The organism is Lysinibacillus sp. UBA6686, from assembly GCF_002455205.1.
Lineage (GTDB): Bacteria > Bacillota > Bacilli > Bacillales_A > Planococcaceae > Lysinibacillus > Lysinibacillus pakistanensis.
The window spans coordinates 20,453-37,563 of sequence record NZ_DKJS01000036.1 but is presented as its reverse complement, the minus strand read 5'-3'; the positions used below and the strand labels follow the sequence as shown (position 1 = coordinate 37,563).

Sequence of the window (17,111 nt, the reverse complement as noted above, 5' to 3'; positions counted from 1 at the left end):
TAATCATGTCAAAAGAAATCGTCATCTTAGGTGCTGGTTACGCTGGCGTTCTAACTGCATTAACAGCACGTAAGTATCTATCAGCTGATGAAGCTAAAATTACTGTAGTAAACCAATTCCCAACACACCAAATCATCACTGAACTTCACCGTTTAGCTGGTGGTACAATTGCTGAAGGTGCTGTTGCATTACCACTTAAAAAAATCTTTAAAGGGTTAGACATTGATCTACAAATTGCGAAAGTAACAAAATTCAATGTAGACACTAAAAAAGTAGACCTAGATACAGGCTATACATTAACTTACGATACACTTGTGGTATCTTTAGGTAGCCAAACTGGATTCTTCGGTATCCCTGGATTAGAAGAAAACTCAATGGTACTTAAATCTGTAAATGATGCCAATAAAATTAACAGACATATTGAAGACCGTATTAAAGCATATGCACAATCTAAAGATGAAGCAGATGCAACAATCGTTATCGGTGGAGGCGGTTTAACAGGTGTTGAACTTGTTGGTGAAATCGTGGACAACTTCCCGAAAATCGCTGCCAAACACGGTGTTAACTTTGCTGATCTTAAAATTAAACTTGTTGAAGCTGGTCCAAAAATCTTACCAGTACTTCCAGATACACTTATCCAACGCGCTACTGAAAGCTTAACAAAACGCGGAGTAGAATTTATTACAGGTACGCCTGTAACAGGTGTAGATGGTAATGTTATTTCTCTTAAAGACCGTGAACCAATCGTTGCAAACACGCTTGTTTGGACTGGTGGGGTAGCACCACTTCCAATCGTAGGCGAATCAGGTCTTGCAGCAGATCGCGGTAAAGCAACAATCAATGAATTCTTACAATCTACATCTCACGAAGATGTATTTGTTATTGGTGACGCATCTGTTGCATTACCAGCTGATGGTGGTCGTCCACTGTACGCTCCAACTGCTCAAGTTGCATGGCAAATGGGTGAATGTGCTGGCTACAACGTATTCGCACAATACAAAAACCAAGAAATGAAATCATTCTCTGCTGTAAACTCTGGTACACTTGCAAGCTTAGGTCGTAAAGATGCTGTTGCGACGATTGGTGCTAGCAACACAGAGCTTAAAGGTCTTCCAGCAACATTAATGAAAGAAGCTTCTAACATTCGTTATTTAACTCATATTAAAGCTTTATTCGGTTTAGCATATTAAAATAAGGAATCTCCTTAAATGCAATTTGTGTTTAAGGGGATTTTTTTTATGTGTAAAATACTGGGATATCATTGATTAATCATAAGAAAATGGATAAAATCAAGGAGATAGGAAATTTTTCATGGGGTGATAGGACGATGTTCACGATATTTCGATCAAAAGAAGAGGATGTTGAGCAATTTAAAAAGAAAATTGATGAATTGAATGAGACGCTGGATAAAAAAGATAATGAATTTCAACTATTTTTAAATCTATTACATAAGGATATCATTGAAACTATTGAACAACATAATAAGGTAAATAATCAGCATGCCATTTTAGGAGAAATGGTTACTGATATTGTTGGAGAATTTAATAAAGTTGAGGTTAGCACAATTCAATCAAATAAAATTTCTGAAAACGCACTAGATAAGGGTAATTTATTAATTTCTTCCTCCAACCAAATGATGACATTATCAGTAGAAAGCAAGCAGGCTGTCCATGAAGTAGAACAGCTTATTGATGCATTAGGAGAGCAATCTCAAAAAACATCTTTAAGCATGACTAATTTAAGTGAGCGATCAAAACAAATTGCAGAAATTGTAAATGTTATTGGGGAAATTTCAAATCAAACCAATTTACTAGCTCTGAATGCATCTATTGAGGCAGCAAGAGCAGGAGAGCATGGTAAAGGCTTTTCAGTTGTTGCTGAGGAAGTTCGCAAATTAGCTGAAAGCACGAAGACTAGCACAGAGGATATTGCAAATTTAACAAAGAAAATTGAGGAGCAAATTGGACTTGCTTACGAGGATAATAAAAATAATATGCAGCTAGTAACGGAAGGAATTGATAAAAGCACTAAAACCTCAGTAAAAATTGATCAATTACTACAAATTATGACCAATGTTCAAACTGGGATTAATGAGCTACTAGGCTCCATTAAAGATCAAAAACTATCAAACGAAGATGTTATGCATAAATTTAAGACGACAACTGCCTTATTCGATGAAACAAATCGTGTTCTAATAAGCCATATCGATGAGTCCGAAATCGTGACAAAAAAATTATTAGAAGCAGTAGAGCAAGTGAAACATTTTCCAACCGAAAGTAAATAATAAAACTTCGTAAATGAAGATATGTTTAACTCTTGAAACCACTCTAAAATTTTTAAGGAGATTTTAAAAAAGAAAGTACCCTGCAGAGCTCCTTCTAAAGTGTCTACTACAGGGTTCATTTGATTATTTAAAATCGCCAACTTTTTCTTTTAATGCAGCTAATTGATCTGGATAGTTCTTTTCAGTAATTTCAGTCCATAATTCTGCATCTTTAATACCGCATCTTTCTGGAATAAAGACTGGATCAAGGCCCATCTTCTTTTGTTCTTCATAATCTCTTAACGTAGCAATACCTGGCTTTGTTAAGAGGATAATAGCAATTAAGTTTAACCAAGCAAGAGTACCTACACCAATATCCGCAAGATTCCAAGCAGTTGAGGATGAACGAATAGTTCCAAAAAAGATGGAAATAACCAATAATACTTTTACAACAACTGCAATAGTCGGAAAGTTTTTATTGTTTTTAAATAAGTAAGCAACATTACTTTCCGTATATACCCCAAAAGCAAGCATAGTAGTAATCGCAAAGAAAAATACAGCGATAGCTACAAACGGGCTTCCTAAGCCAGGGATAAATGAGTTGATTGCCTCTTGAGCGAAAGCAGTACCAGCTTCAACTCCTGGAAGATTCTCGACTATAAATCCACCGTTAGGATGGGCAATATTGTAACTACCTGTGGAGATAATCATAATGGCTGTTGCTGTACAAACAAGTAATGTATCTACATAGACAGAGAATGCTTGAACAAGCCCTTGTTTGGCAGGATGAGATACCTCTGCGGTACCGGCTGCTTGTGCTCCTGTACCTTGACCTGCCTCATTTGAATAAGCACCTCTTTTTACTCCCCACATAATTGCATTCCCAAACACGGCCCCGAATGCAGCATTTAAATTAAAGGCAGAGCTAAAAATTAAAGCAAATATAGCAGGTACTTCTTTGATATTGATAAATAAAATGACGAATGCAAGAAGGATATAAGCAGTTGCCATAAACGGTACAGCATACTCAGCAACTTTACCAACTCTTTTAATACCGCCAAAAATAGCAAATCCAAATATTGCAGAAACAATAATACCAGTGATTATTGGTGAAATACCGAATGCATTTTTTGTAGAATCTGCAATATTAAAGGCTTGGACACCAGAGCCAGTAAAACCAGTTGCTAAAATAGTAGCGATGGCAAAAAGTATAGCAAATGGCTTGTTTTTTAGCCCCTTTTCGATATAGTAGGCTGGTCCTCCACGATATTCTCCCGCAATTTCTTGTTTCCAAACTTGTGCTAAAGCTGATTCAATATAGGCAGCTCCAGCTCCTAAAAAGGCAATGACCCACATCCAAAATATAGCTCCAGGTCCTCCGAAATAAATAGCTGTAGCTACCCCTGCGATATTCCCAATACCAACACGTCCACCTAATGCCATAGCAAAGCTTTGAAAAGATGAAACGCCATTAGCTGAATTATTTCTATCAAACAATTGTGTAATCATATCTTTAAAAAGACGTAGCTGGGGAAACTTCATAAGAAGCGAGAAGTAAACGCCAGCTCCTAAACAAAGAAAAACTAAAGCATTACTCCAGATGATTCCTGCTATTTTCCCTGTTAAAGTGGCAAAATCCATATAATAACCTCATTTCTACTCAGATAAATAGGTAACAATTCAAATTGGAGAAAGTGGAAACCATTTTTGTATGAGGTTCCTCTTAAAATAAACTTTTAATTAACGTATCAATCATCATAGGCATTTCTTTAAAAGCACTATCTACATGCAACCTTTCTGTTTTTTGGTGTGCATCCTTGCCAAATGGACCGACATTTAACACAGGACCTTGTAGGGCTGTCATTTCTTTAAATGGAATACTATACGTATCCCCCCATACTGGTGTGTTCCGTTCAAATGCTAGCCACTCATTGGAATTATCTGTATAGTTCACATAGCTTAAATCACAAATACCATTAAAATAGTGAATTTGCTCCACTTCAACGTCGAAAGTTTGTGCCGTCTTTTTCATTAATTCAATCGACTGTATCACTAATGGATGATTGGATGAATTAATGGCAGGGTAGTAGGGTGGTGCATATAACAGTACCGTCGCTGGTGCTAATTCCTGACAGCGAATCATGAGCTGATCCACGATGCGAATCGATTTTTCACGATCATCCCATTCACTATGCTGCAGAACTTGCTGTTTAATGGCATGAACTTCTTCAGCGCCTAATTTATGAGTAGCGTGCTCCAATAGTGCTTCGTAGCGTAATACCTTTACGTTGCCCACACCCTGAACTTTTTCTCGTGTACAAATTTGCTGATATTGCTCATTACATGCAGCCATAGCCTGTAACGCTACTTGCTCAAAAATAGTCATGACTTCCGCAGCTGTACGCTTTAGCAAAAAGACATTGTAAAGTGCCGCCGCACGGTATGGTGTTTGTGTAGAATACTCCATTTTCAAATCTTTTAATTGTAAAGAGACTGGTAATGGTGTACTTTCACCCAAATCTGTTTCACGGAAAAGTGGGTTCCACTCCATATGCTGTGTCATATAGGAAGCAATAAAGTTAGCCGTCATCCCTTTTAATGGTTCACCTACATGGGTTTCCTTACCATAGAACAGTGCAGCTGGCATGATCTTACCAATTGTTCCTGAATAGATATATTCATTCGTATCGGATGGCCCTTGTGAAAAGGACGGTTCACTATTTAAAAATAATTTATAAGTTAAACCATGTTGTTCTCGTATTCTCACAAGCTCTACAACTGCTGCTCTCATTCCAGCAGAGTTGACTTCCTCGTCAGGAACAGCTGTCAAAATCAGATTAATGGGCCATTGCTCAAAGCTTGCTTTTTCAACCAACTGCATGTGTAATGCCAGTCCCATTTTCATATCCATTGTGCCGCGTCCAAACAAATAATTGCCTGACTCCAAATCCATTCTAGCTGCCTCTGGTAAATCTTTTTTATATTTAGGTTCCATCAACTTTTTAGTTAATTCTTCTGGATAAAAAGCTAATGGCTCTAGCTCTCCGTATTCCTCTGTATGCACTGTATCAAAGTGACTTATTAACACAACTGTTTCAGTTGCAGTTGGATGCTTATATAAGGCCGTAACAGCATTTCTTCCAAGTCCTGCATCGTGTAACTCAATGAACTCAGGATGTTTTTTATAGTATGGAAGCGTTAACAATTTTTCTTTTAATTTATAGGCGAATTCATTTTCTCCCTTTGTTAAAGTTCTGCTTTCCCAGCTAACAATTTCACATAGTAGGGCACGTAGTTTTTCAGGTGTATTCCACATATAAGTATTCATTTTATTGCTCCTTTTATAGTAGACTGTGAATTTTTTAGATATTAATTATTAAGCAAGATATTTTTGATCACTATATATTCCACTATACGAAATTTAATCTGCATAGTGGAATATAAATTATCGTAAAGGGAAAATATAAAATTGTCAATTTTAATTTTTATGAATACTTGTAATTTTCCGTACTAATTAGGTGGATTCCTATATACATATTTCATCTAGTATCTATTTAAATATTTAAAAATTAGTTAAAATTAAATGAAACTACGTTCAAAAGCAGGGGCTTTATTTTAAAGTACATCAAAGGCATGTATTGTAATTTCTTAATTATTCCCCTAACAGCTATTTTGGATCTGTAAAAGCATTAGAATAGAGGTCAATACAGGATAATGGAAGGGAGAAAATGTAATGATTCAATCAATAGAAAGAGCAATGTTAGTCATAAATATGCTGGCAAGACATCCAAAACGTTTTTTTTCTGTGCAGGAAATTTTTAATGAAACAGAATTACCAACTAGCACAATTTACAGAATATTATATACATTAGAAAGCTTTGATTTAGTAGAGAGGAATGACAATAAAAAGGAATTTAGACTTGGCTATACTTGGTTACAGCTTGGCATGAAAATGTATCACGAAACAGATATCAGGGAAAAAGCGCATCCTCTCTTAGAAAACCTTGCCCATAATGTTCGTGAAACTATCTACTTAAGTATTGCGAAACAGTTTGCATCCATTATTATTGATCGAATTGATAGTCCTAAAAATGTTCGTATTATCGATATGATTGGCGAGAAAATTCCATATCCTATTGGAGCTCCTAATAAAGTATTGCTTGCATTTTCTAAAAGTGATCTACAGCAGCAATTTTTAAAACAGCTTAAGGAGCAGGAGAAAGAAGAATTGATTGAGAATCTGAATGGTGTGAGAGATAAAGGCTTTGCCATAAGCTTTGGGGAAAAAACAAAGGGGACAGTATCAATAGCAGCACCTATTTTTGATTCAAATAAACAACCTATTGCAGCAATTAGTGCAGAGTGTTTTGAATACGATACAGATGCTGAAAAATTAGAGAGTATAGCACAAGAGGTCATGAAAACGGCACAGCAGCTATCACATGAATTAGGATTTATATAAAAACTTTTTAATAACCATCTAGTGTCAATATTAAGCCGACATTAGATGGTTAATTTTTTTATCTACTTCCTTTTTGAATTACTGTTTCCTACTACTCACAATACCTTGATAGTAGCTTCTTTTTGAACGTTGTATCGTTAACAATAGTAGTATAACGGCGATAAACAACATCATATAGGAAGCACTAACGACAACTACACGGATTGTCATCCATTCAGCAACTAAACCAAATATAGCAGTAAATATAATAATAAAAAGAGCTTCAAAGAATCCATAAATACTTCCAATTCGGCCCATGATCTTAGAAGGAATGTTATTTTGATAAAATGTATAAAACCCTGTATTCGCAAAAGCCGTTGCAAATGACAATAGAAAGCATCCCAAAGCTGCAATAAGAAAAGTAAAGGATGAAGTAAACACTAAATAGCCTAATGCTGTTATAAGAGCCCCCATACCGATCAGCCATGCAGTAGGAATTTTTTCAACAAAAGCTGAATTGGTTAAAGAGCCAATTAAAACACCTACTCCTGCGAGACTGACTAACATTCCATATTGCCCCTCTGATAAAGCTAGTACTTGTGTTGCAAAAGCTGCCTCTAAAGAATCCGTTGCTGTCATTAAGACGACGGTAGCACTAAACAACATATAGATCATCATTACGTAGCGATTTTTAAAGCTAAAGCGTGTGACCATTTGCCAATCATGCAGTAATACACGATAAAGCGATGCTTTTTCTGTATCACCATCAAATTTTTCATGGGCTTCAACATTTGGCATTTTAAAGGTTATACAGGCTGATAGAGATAAGGCAATTGCATTTAAGTATATTGCCATATTGGGTGTCCCAAGTGTAAAAAGCAAACCAGCAATAGCAGGCCCAGTTAGAAATGCACCAGAATCGAGAAGGCTACGCAATGAATTAAAACGTTTCCGTTGTGCAATAGGTATCAATTTAGTGATATAAGTCATAGAAGTTGGATGATACATAGAGCTAGCAGCTGTAATGATAAACACTAAGGCATAAATCGATACTAAGCTAGAAAAGAAAGGGAGTAAAACGATTAGTATAGATTGAAAAAGGTTTAAAATAATCATTAAATTTTTCTTATTATAACGGTCGATTAGGCTTCCTGACCAAAAATTAGTGAGCAAGGATGAGCATGCTCTGACAATATACAAGCCAGAGACAGCAAGAGCTGATTCTGTAAGCTTTAAAACAATGAGATTTAAGGCGATAAAATAGATCCATTCACCAATACTAGAGATACCAATACTACACAATAGAATGACAGGATAGCGCCATGTCTCTAAAGATTTTTTCATATAAATTCCTCCTTAAGCAAAGTCATAATTTGCAAAATAAAAAAAATCCCACCCCCAAGACGATTTGTCTTAGGGACGAGATTGTGGAATTTATATTCACGTGGTGCCACCCTAGTTCGCCATTATGTCACCATAATAGCCTTTTCAGTACGGCATAACGACTTATGCTTATACTGTTCCTCTGTAACGGGAGCTCCCGTCGCACCATCATTCTATGCAGAAATCCAATGCGCTACTCCGAGACTTGTTTCAATAATTCGTTCTTACTCGTTTTCAGCATCCCGAGTTCTCTGGGAAGAACAGCCTTATTTACTCTTCTCTTCATTGTATTTTGCATATTGTAGCATAAATCTATAATTTTGGTAAAGCACTAGTTTTCTTTAGGTATTTTTTTAGCTCTGCTAATAATGTCTGACATATAATTATGGATTCTACGGTGTTATTTGTTATTTCAAGAGAATGATCCGCACTTTCGATAATAGAAAGATGATGGGAAGAAAGTTGCTCGACTATTTCCTTCGAATAATGAGGATCAGCCGTTCCAATTGCTAGAAATGTATTTTTGTCTATAAGGCTTTGTCCAATATGCTCAAATGACAGCAGTGGGGTGAGAATAACATAGCGGGAAAATATAGCTGGACACTGCTGCATATAAAAATCAATAATCGGTAATGTTCCAAGTGATTTGCCTATGTATACAGCTTCCTGATAAGGTTTTGTGCGTAAAATATATTCTACGATAGTGTTTGCTTTTTGATAAACCATATCTGATATAGCTTTTGGATCCTGTTCAAACTGCTGTTGCTCAAATGCATAGCACACCTGTACAACATCATAGCCCAGCTCTAGCATTAACTGAGTAGAGTAATAAAGAAGCGGTCTGTCATAGGTATAGCCTGTGCCAGAGAACATAAAGCAAACTTTGTTACTCGTATTATCAAAAAAATTGTATGGGATATTATTGTATTGAGCTTTTCTTTGTTTAACTTTCATAAAGATTCCTCCTTATCATACCAAATGGTTGAAAAATCAATATACCCTAAGTAATTAAAGTTTAATTCTAAAATATCATGAGCAAAAGGTATTTCATCAATATTTGTAAATAATGGTATCAAAATGGCTTCTTCCATTAAATAGTCGTTTAGAGCATCATACAGTAATGGCCATTCTGTTTTTGAAGCACATTTGAATTGGTTAAGTATATTGTTAAAATATAAATCATCTTTGCAGACTTTATAAATAGGGGAGTCTGGGCTGAACATAGCCTGTAATTTATGAAAGGCTGTTGGAATAGATACAACATTCGTATACACAAATACATCATGATTAAGCTGTTGTAGACTATATTTAATATATTGAGATAGTGTTAATGTATCCACTTGTGGTTGATAACCATATCGTTTAAAAGATGAAATTAATAGTTGGTTCAATTTGCTCTTTCTTTTCGAAACAGTAATTTTTAAATTTTCATTTCTACATAGTGGTGGGATATTACTACTAAAATAGCTTAAATGATTTTTTAAGGATGAATCCTTTTGAAGCAATGTAAATAAGTGCTTATGTATAATGTTTTTTATGTGCTGTCTTTGAGCTTTAGTAGAACAAACCTCTGTATTTTTATTTAATATAATGGCACAAATCCCATTTTGGATATTCATCTTTTTATGATGAATAGAAGTAGAGAAATTTGTTTGAAAAAATGAATTTAAGGTTTTGGGTAGTAAGTTTAATTCCACTGTTTGCAATAAAGCCTTCATACCAAAATAATTATCATAAGCTTTTAATATAATTTGATCGTCTGTATATGTAGAAATTGCAAATGAACCTGTTCCGTAAACGACATTATCTACAATTTTATAGATACTTGATTGAATATCGGTTAGTAAGTCTAGCACGTATGTGCAAGATTCCGAAAGAATAATATCTATTGTCCACATATCCACGATTGTGATTTCTTGAATGGGCTTCCATAGAGGAAGGTGGAGTAATTGGCATAAACACCATGCGACGTCTTTTGCTGTTAGTAAATCACCATTGTGGAAAGTAACATTTTTTCGCAGATAAAGACGCAATTTTTGACCATTCATTTTCCAGTGATGGGCAAGAGACGGAATAATAGCACCATTAGTATCTGCCTCGACCAGTCGATTTGTAATATTGGATATAAGTGCGGCACTATAAGCATCATTCACATGATTGGGTTGAAGATTATAAATAGGGTGATAGATAGGCACTATCAATCGTTCATTATATAGGATGTTATTTGTAATATTTTGTTGATATAGTTGCTTTAAGCTTATAGCTAGAGAATCTGTTAAATGGGGAAATGCAAATAACTCTTCCCAATCCATCATCGTCATTACTGAAATATGAGGTTTCAAAGCATCTACAATCATTTTTTCAATATCCTGGTGCCATTGAATTTTGGATAAGTGTCCGCGCCCATTTCCTGCTTGATAAGTTAGCCAATTGTGTTGCTGAAATAATTTAAGATAACGATTTAATTGCTTCGTACTAATATGTAGTAAAGCTGCTAATTGCTGTTGATTGAAAGTGCTACCTTTTTGATGGCAATAAAGTGAAAGTAAATAGAAAAGTGTTTTATTTTTCGAAAGAAAGGTGGACATTTACTATCTCCTTTTGTCTCTTTTTATAAAAAATATTCTCTTTTATAATGTTACCATAACAAGGAGGGGACATTTATGAAGGCTGTGATTTTGAATGAGTTTGGCTCTGCTGATGTTTTGCAATATGTAGAATGCCCAATACCTAGTATAAGTTCTGGGGAGGTATTAATACGTACAACCTACACAAGTGTAAATTTCGCTGATATTAAAAACAGAACAGGGAATAAGGCTAAAGCAAATTTTCCAATGATTTTAGGCTTGGATGTAGCAGGGGTAGTTGAAAAGGTTTTTGATGAGAGAAGTATGTTTAAAAAAGGAGATCTTGTTATTGCATTTCCGAAAAATGGAGCCTATGCGGAATTTGTAGTGGCAAAGGAGCAGCTAGTATTTCGTATCCCTAATGGTGTGCCAGTGGAGAAGGCAGCCGCAGCTCCAACAGTTTTATTTTTATCCTATCTGTTGACACATCAAATTGCGCCAATTCAAAAAAGTGATGCTGTTTTAATTCATGCAGCTTCTGGCGGAGTAGGGACAATGCTTATTCAAATGGCCAAAAATCTAGGGGCAAGAAAGATTATTGGAACGGTTAGTAAAATGGATAAAGCAAGTATTGTTTATGAGCTTGGTGCACATCAGGTGTTAACCTATGAAAATTTTAGTGAGCAAGTCAATGACTGTACAAATGGACTTGGTGTAAATATCATTTTTGATTCTATTGCGGGCCATATAACGGAAGAAAGCTTAAGTTGTTTAGCTCCATATGGTACCCTTGTGCAATTTGGGAATAGCGGTGGTAGAGCTGGGCAAATCATGACCTCAGATTTACATAATAGTTGCCGGAATATCAAGGGCTTTAGTCTAGGAACTTCCCGAAAGCTTAAGCCTGAGTTATTGCAGCAGGTTGCCCAAAATATTTTTACTATATTAAAGAATGAGAGCTTTCAAGTACCAGTTGCTAAAGTTTTCGCATTAGAGGATATGCAAGAAGCGCATAAGTTAATGGAAAGTCGTCAGCATCAAGGGAAGATTTTAATAAAAATATAAAATATGTCAGCCCTCTGTAGGATGATTGTACAGAGAGCTGATTGTTTCTATTTTCCATCAGTGACGGTCAAGATGCCACGTTGAAGCATACCGGCAAATCCAGCCATAGCCCTATGTGCAGCAGCCTCACCTACGCGTGCGTACGCGACAATTACGGATGAGCCGTCATTGACCTCATTTGCTAAAAACACAGTTTCGCCTGAAGTTCTAACAGCCTTGTCCAATGCTATTAAAAAAGCCGCATCGCCATTCCAAGAGAGGGTATATAAATAACCGGTAGAGCTATCAAGATGAGCAGAGCGCAATTGATCAATCTCTGTTCTAGTGTACCCTTGCTCGACAACTGCAAGAATGGTTTCCTCTTTTAATTGCTCACCTGTAAAATCTGCTGGCTCACTTATTTCATAGGCCTTCATATCAGGCTGAGAATCAAAAGTATTTCTATAAAAATTATTTATTTTTTGTGAATCATCGATTAAGCGACAATCGGGTATGACTTCAGTAGAGCCAGTATAAGCAATCCCATGAGCTAACCAAGCTAAGCCCATACCAACATAGGCATTATATCCTGATGAAGGGAAAAACTTGCGACCTGAATTTATAGTTACTAAGCCACCTATAGCTAGAGAGGCCATTGTTTCTGAAGGGTCCAAGGTAGACCATCTGTCCATCACATATGTTCCATATTTATATAAAACATCATATTTTGGATAATCGATAGCAGAAGCATGACTTGACAAAACATCTAAATATAAACCAAGACCCCCAACATGCAAAATAGGGCCATTGACGGCGAAATTGGCAAATTTTTGATTTCTCCAGCAATCAACAGCGTCCTCTAAAGCATTGAAACTTGGATTTGCTGTGCTATCCATCCAAGAGGCAATTTGATTGGCCAAAGATTCTGTTGCATGCAGTAGACGGTTTTGGTCGATAGTATCCAAATCGTTGTAAACTCGCTCGTAAGCTATTACTAAGCCTGCTAACACAATACCACCAGAAGGAGAGCCACCTAAAGTCGCGTTGCTAAATAAAAGTGATTCACCAGAGGCATTCTGTAATTCTTCCATAGCAGTTAAGGTAGCTAAAATGGCTATTTTCACCTGTTCCTTTATGGAAGGGGCTTTATCGTATAAGCTTGCTAAAAATTGTAATTGATTGCCCAAACGCTGAAAACGAAGATTAACTTCTTGACCATTACTTCCAGAACGAATGGCGGCTACTTGTGAATAATTTTCATTATAGGAACAGCCTTCAGGAAAATGCTCATTAAAAAATCGGATAGCTTCATCTGATGTCAATTTTGTTGTCATGATTTCACTCCTCGATAGTATTTTGAAGGAAAAAGAGTCTTTCTTACATTATCTATTGATTCAACGTATTAAGTTTTTCAACGATTCTTCGTTTTCGATAGAGCATAATTCCTGTTTCAGATACATCTTGCATCATCCCCTTATTAGCATAGGCACCGAAAATCATTCCCGCAATAGGAATCATCTGAAATAGCTTCTTCCAGCCTAGCTGATCTCGATACGTAAAGAATACTTCCTGCCAGCCCTGAAGCTGTGAAACCATGTTTTCTGATGCATGATTTGTATCATGCATAGAAGAAAGCTCCTTTAATATAGCCTCCTTGCCCACGATATCAGCAGAAGTAAATTGTAGGCATTTAACAATAAAAATACGTTCCATTTTATCATTTGGATCATAGCCATGAATAATGGCGATTTCTTGTAAGGTTTTTAAAGCCATTCCTAAAATAAACGGGATATCAATGGCCAATGTAAAGATACCACCAAAGCCCGTAGAAGCACCTTGCACAGTTGCTAATTTCACACGTTCTTCCTGTAGTTTGTCACTAAGAGCAATCATATCCTCTAAAGGCATTTGTCCAATATCGGAAATATCAAAAATATGCTGAAACGAAGAAGTGCTACGAATTTTTTGCATCATGGCCTGTTCATTAATTAAATATTTACCGCCAGATTGAACATAGCTCCCTAATTCATCGACAAGTAAGGCTATCTTATTTTGAAGAAAAGAAGGAGTCATCTTGTCTAAAATTTTAAATGGAATACGTCCAAGTTTCTCCCAAAACCATAAATCCTTTTGATCCTTTTCCCAAGCTTGAATTTCTTGCAAAAGATTTTCTAATTGCTCTTGATTCTCCATTTTGTTGATTCCCCTTTGTTATGCATGATCCTGCATAAAACGGACAGTATGACCACCACTTCAAAAATTAAGAGATGAACTGCCAGTGATAGCTCGATTTGTTTAACTACCATTAAGTAGAGATGAGGAAAATCTTTACTGAATGAAGTCTTCTTTATTTACAATACGAGGAAATTCGGTAAAAGGTTTCGATAGTTTAGTGAAATTTTAACTAGCTTTACGTTTGACGTGTTGTAGTTTTGCTTAATCCAACGAAAAAAAGATTCAATGCTTTGTGTCGTAACTAACAGTATACATGAGAATCTCTCTTTTTTAGCATTATTGGTAGAAATTAGATAATAAACACGCGTGGTTATCTTATAATAGAAGAAAAGAAGAAGTTATCTTGTCTAAAATTTTAAATGGAATATGTCCTAGTTTTTCCTAAAATCATAAATCCTTTTGACGCTTTTCCCAAGCTTGATTTTACTTATTCTACTTAGAATCTTTAATATGTATAGTTAGATAAGGCTTATTTAGATTAATATTTTCAAAGCTAATATTCCAACTATCTTTTTGTTTTTCATACTGTATTTTTGTTAAAATTGGGGAGAAATAATGTTCTTCAGTAAGTTTGTCAAGCTCAATAATAGCTTTTTGAATAACTTCTTTTTTTGTTAAATTTGTTCTTTGTCTTTCTTGTTCTTCTATAACAAATTTTGTGGCAGTAGCTTGTCCTGGGTACGATAAAAAGGAAGCACCACTCCAAACATGCAAATAATCCCCGATTTCAACATCTTCACTTTCCTCTGATGAAAACCAAATGGCATCAAAGATTTCATTGTTGTGTGCATCCTTAGATTTTGGGGATTCACTCACTACTAAAAATTTTCCTTCTTGTAAAGCTGTTACATAGCCAGAAATGGAAGAAGAGGGGTAATCCTCAATTGTTGTTGTTGGATTGGAGCATCCGCTTACGACAAGTAGTATTATCAATACAAAGTATTTTTTCATACAGACACCTCTTTTATTTTTGGAAAAGTTGTATTAAATTAGGATTTAAATAAAAGGTCATTTTCTAATACTTTCATTGGATATAATAATATTTTAAAGATTGTCTAGTTCAATAAATAAGCAATTTCTATAAAACATAACGCTTTTCATGAACTATTGAATCGCTTACCAGATAGACGCAAGTAAAGCGATACCTTCTTGAATCTGTTCAAGTGTTAACCCACCATAGCCTATAATGACCATTGCCTCGTGAGAACCTTGTTGATAAGAGGTTGAGCACGGATAGACAGCAATTCCTACTTGCATGGCTAGCTGTATGGCATTTTGCTCGGAAAGCCTTGATGGTAATCTCACAACAATATGAAGCCCTGACTTTTCACCAATCACCTTGAACTCTTCTGAAAAATGGGCATGTATAGCTGCAAGTAATACCTGTTGCTTTTTACGATAAATCGTACGCATTTTAGCTAAATGCTTATCAAATAAACCCTGTGCAATAAACTCGGCTAAAGCAAGCTGATCGATTTTTGACACAACCGATTTTTGATCTTGATGAAAAAGCTGGTAATCATCTACTAATGAATGAGGTAAGATCATATAACTTATACGCAGAGATGGGATTAGCGTTTTAGAAAACGTGCCAAAATAAATTACACGCTGAAGCTGATCCATTTTCGCTAATGAGGGAATGGGAAGCCCCTTAAAGCGAAATTCTGAATCATAATCATCCTCAATAATAAAGGCCTCTTTAGATGTAGCCCATTGCAAAATAGCAGCGCGGCGCTCAATAGGCATGACCATTCCAAGTGGGAACTGATGTGCAGGCGTAGTGTATAACAAGTGTAGAGTTTCATTCGGGATTGTAATACCTGATTGATCAACAGGAATAGCGTGGGTGAACAATCCACATTGCTGGACTGTTGAACATACCCGTTTAAAGCCAGGGTTCTCTATGCCCACATGTGATTTTGAGCCAAAGAAATGGCATAATGCTTGAAGCTGATTTTGCGTACCACTATAAACAAACACCTGTGATGCCTCACATTGCACACCTCTTGAACGTGCCACATAGCGTGCAATCTCTTCACGCAATGTCCATTCACCTTGCCACGGACTAATCGTTAAATTTTCCATATTTAAGTGTTTTTTCAACAACTTATGCCAGCTTGCAATAGGGAAAGCAGTTTTATCCACATGCCCGTTGTGAAAGTCATATTTGATCGTATGAGAGTTTGCTGTTGATGCTGAGAAGGAGTGATCCTGTAAATGCTGATTCCATTCAAATTCAAAGGGAGCTATAAAATAGCCTAAGCGTTCCTTACTATAGATGTAGCCTTCAGCTAGTAATTGTTCATAGGCCTCCTGTACCGTATGGATACTAACATTCAATGTTTTAGCAAGAGCTCGTTTGGAAGGAAGCTTATCCTGGGTACAAAGTTTTTTGTTGATGATAGCTACTTTGATTTCTTCATAAATTTGAACATATTTTGCTGTATCTTTAGTAAATGAAATGGAAAGTTCCATTATGCACCTCGCCTGGTATGGTGTGTTTTTTTACTTTTGGTTCTATCTATCATATCAAAATTGCCGTTTAATAGTTAAAAAAGGAGTGAAGCCTCATGAATTTTATTGCATTAGAAAATGAAACAGTCTTATTAAGACCACTGGATAAAGGGGATGTACAGGGTATTTTAGAGGCTGTCAATTTTCCAGAAATATGGCTGCACATGTCTACTGCTATGGAAAATATAGAGGATGTGAATGGCTTTGTGGATAATGCCTTAGCGACGAAAGAGAAGAAAACAGAATTTCCATTCGTCATTATAGATAAGGTATCTGGACAAATTATCGGTTCAACTAGATTTATGGATATAGATGATAAACATAAACGGCTAGAAATAGGCACAACTTGGCTGATACCAGCTTATTGGAGGACCGCTATCAATACAAATTGTAAATATTTATTATTACAATATTGTTTTGAAATCTTAAAATTGCAACGTGTACAAATTAAAACCGACCATGAAAATGACCGTTCTCAAAAGGCAATTGAACGTATTGGAGCAATAAAAGAGGGTGTTTTACGTAATCATATGATTCGTAAAGACGGTACGATTCGCCATACAGTTATGTACAGTATCACAAAAGAGGATTGGCCAGAGATTAAAACGCATTTACAGAAGTTATTGGTTTATTCTCCTATTAATTAGGAAAAATATAGTATTTA

14 protein-coding genes and 1 other annotated feature are annotated in these 17,111 nt (G+C 35.9%); of the genes, 5 read left to right on the top strand and 9 right to left on the bottom strand.

The genetic code is table 11. The features are described 5' to 3' along the window. The first annotated feature begins 5 nt into the window (after positions 1–5). Both B2R82_RS08870 and B2R82_RS08865 read left to right on the top strand, forming a co-directional pair. Positions 6–1,190 (top strand): NAD(P)/FAD-dependent oxidoreductase, encoded by a 1,185-nt coding sequence (locus B2R82_RS08870; protein WP_283870443.1) that lies wholly within the window; start codon positions 6–8, stop codon positions 1,188–1,190. Positions 1,191–1,327: 137 nt separating this feature from the next. Further along, the gene (locus tag B2R82_RS08865; protein WP_286924512.1) at positions 1,328–2,284 is read left to right on the top strand and encodes a methyl-accepting chemotaxis protein; all 957 of its coding nucleotides are present in this window, start codon (positions 1,328–1,330) and stop codon (positions 2,282–2,284) included. Positions 2,285–2,407: 123 nt separating this feature from the next. Here the strand turns inward: B2R82_RS08865 and B2R82_RS08860 are convergent, their stop codons facing one another. Beyond that, positions 2,408–3,904: an alanine/glycine:cation symporter family protein gene (locus B2R82_RS08860; protein WP_286924511.1), complete on the bottom strand. Its 1,497-nt coding sequence runs from the start codon at positions 3,902–3,904 to the stop codon at positions 2,408–2,410. A gap of 82 nt (positions 3,905–3,986) precedes the next feature. Then, on the bottom strand, positions 3,987–5,591 hold the full coding sequence (locus B2R82_RS08855; RefSeq protein ID WP_286924510.1) for a M20/M25/M40 family metallo-hydrolase: 1,605 nt from the start codon (positions 5,589–5,591) through the stop codon (positions 3,987–3,989). Between the two features lie 405 nt (positions 5,592–5,996). Here B2R82_RS08855 and B2R82_RS08850 point away from each other — a divergent pair, with 405 nt between their 5' ends. Further along, entirely contained in the window at positions 5,997–6,725 is a 729-nt protein-coding gene (locus tag B2R82_RS08850; protein ID WP_286924509.1) for an IclR family transcriptional regulator, read from the top strand. A 78-nt stretch (positions 6,726–6,803) separates the two neighbouring features. On the opposite strand, the gene B2R82_RS08845 is transcribed toward B2R82_RS08850, so the two are convergent. The 3 genes from B2R82_RS08845 to B2R82_RS08835 form a co-directional block, all read right to left on the bottom strand. After that, positions 6,804–8,048, bottom strand: coding sequence for an MFS transporter (locus tag B2R82_RS08845; RefSeq protein WP_286924508.1), 1,245 nt, complete (start codon positions 8,046–8,048; stop codon positions 6,804–6,806). A 68-nt stretch (positions 8,049–8,116) separates the two neighbouring features. Next, positions 8,117–8,382: a binding site (T-box leader), on the bottom strand. 17 nt (positions 8,383–8,399) lie between these two features. Further along, entirely contained in the window at positions 8,400–9,041 is a 642-nt protein-coding gene (locus B2R82_RS08840; RefSeq protein ID WP_286924507.1) for a hypothetical protein, read from the bottom strand. Continuing rightward, the gene (locus B2R82_RS08835; protein WP_286924506.1) at positions 9,038–10,675 is read right to left on the bottom strand and encodes an ABC transporter substrate-binding protein; all 1,638 of its coding nucleotides are present in this window, start codon (positions 10,673–10,675) and stop codon (positions 9,038–9,040) included. The genes B2R82_RS08840 and B2R82_RS08835 overlap by 4 nt, the downstream gene beginning before the upstream one ends. Positions 10,676–10,750: 75 nt before the next feature. Between B2R82_RS08835 and B2R82_RS08830 the strand changes: the two genes are divergently transcribed. After that, a complete protein-coding gene (locus B2R82_RS08830; RefSeq protein ID WP_286924505.1) occupies positions 10,751–11,719 on the top strand; it encodes a quinone oxidoreductase family protein in 969 nt (322 codons plus the stop codon). Between the two features lie 47 nt (positions 11,720–11,766). On the opposite strand, the gene B2R82_RS08825 is transcribed toward B2R82_RS08830, so the two are convergent. The 4 genes from B2R82_RS08825 to B2R82_RS08810 form a co-directional block, all read right to left on the bottom strand. Further along, complete coding sequence (locus B2R82_RS08825) at positions 11,767–13,032, bottom strand: hypothetical protein (RefSeq protein ID WP_286924504.1); 1,266 nt, start codon at positions 13,030–13,032, stop codon at positions 11,767–11,769. Between the two features lie 52 nt (positions 13,033–13,084). Then, positions 13,085–13,891: an EcsC family protein gene (locus tag B2R82_RS08820; protein WP_286924503.1), complete on the bottom strand. Its 807-nt coding sequence runs from the start codon at positions 13,889–13,891 to the stop codon at positions 13,085–13,087. Between the two features lie 474 nt (positions 13,892–14,365). Then, positions 14,366–14,884, bottom strand: coding sequence for a DUF3221 domain-containing protein (locus B2R82_RS08815; RefSeq protein WP_286924502.1), 519 nt, complete (start codon positions 14,882–14,884; stop codon positions 14,366–14,368). Positions 14,885–15,049: 165 nt separating this feature from the next. Next, positions 15,050–16,408, bottom strand: coding sequence for a PLP-dependent aminotransferase family protein (locus tag B2R82_RS08810; protein ID WP_286924501.1), 1,359 nt, complete (start codon positions 16,406–16,408; stop codon positions 15,050–15,052). A gap of 95 nt (positions 16,409–16,503) precedes the next feature. On the opposite strand from B2R82_RS08810, the gene B2R82_RS08805 reads away from it, so the two are divergent. Continuing rightward, on the top strand, positions 16,504–17,094 hold the full coding sequence (locus tag B2R82_RS08805; protein WP_286924500.1) for a GNAT family N-acetyltransferase: 591 nt from the start codon (positions 16,504–16,506) through the stop codon (positions 17,092–17,094). Positions 17,095–17,111: the final 17 nt, after the last annotated feature.